This is a genomic window from Roseisolibacter sp. H3M3-2 (genome assembly GCF_029211165.1).
GTDB lineage: Bacteria > Gemmatimonadota > Gemmatimonadetes > Gemmatimonadales > Gemmatimonadaceae > Roseisolibacter.
The window spans coordinates 1-692 of the sequence record NZ_JARGEK010000761.1 but is presented as its reverse complement, the minus strand read 5'-3'; the positions used below and the strand labels follow the sequence as shown (position 1 = coordinate 692).

Annotated in this window: 1 protein-coding gene; it reads left to right on the top strand. The window is 78.8% G+C overall.

Annotation, left to right across the window (positions count from 1 at the left end):
- On the top strand, nucleotides 1-569 hold a 569-nt coding region (locus tag PYV61_RS26250; protein WP_275836841.1), incomplete at its 5' end, for a carboxypeptidase regulatory-like domain-containing protein.
- Between the last annotated feature and the right edge of the window lie 123 nt (nucleotides 570-692).

Genomic DNA, 692 nt, shown 5'->3' with positions numbered 1-692 from the left:
CGGCGCCTGGCGACGTGCGCGGCGCGGTGGTGTGGCTCGTGCCGCGCGACGCGCCGGCGCGCGCGGCCGCCGCGCCGGCCCCGGACTCGATCGTGATGCGGGGGCGCGAGTTCCTGCCGCACGTGCTGCCGGTGGCCGCGGGGCGCGCGGTCGCGTTCCCGAACCGCGACCCGTTCAGCCACAACGTCTTCTCCAACGCCGACGAGGGGCCGTTCGACCTCGGGCTGTACCGGCGCGGCGCCACGCGCGCGCAGACGTTCGCGCGCCCGGGCGTCTACGCGATCTACTGCAACATCCACTCGAAGATGGTGAGCTTCGTCGTCGCGGTGCCGACGCCGTGGGTGGCGCGGCCGGGCGCCGACGGCGCGTTCGCGCTGGCCGGCGTGCCGCCGGGGCGGTACGTGCTGCACGCGTGGCACGAGCGCGCGGCGTCGGCGGCGCGGCAGGAGGTCGTCGTGCCGGCGGAGGGGGCGGTGCGCGCGACGCTCGACGCGCGGACGTGGGTGGCGGCGCCGCACCTGAACAAGTTCGGGCGGCCGTACGCGGCCACGCGCGCCGACCGGTACTGACGTGGAGACGCTGCGCGCCCCCGTCCGGGTCTCGATCGCGGCGCGCGTGTTCGCCGGCGCGCTGGCGCTGGCGGCCGCGGTGCTGCTGGCGGGGGCGCCCGGCGCGGCGGCGGCGGCAAGTCG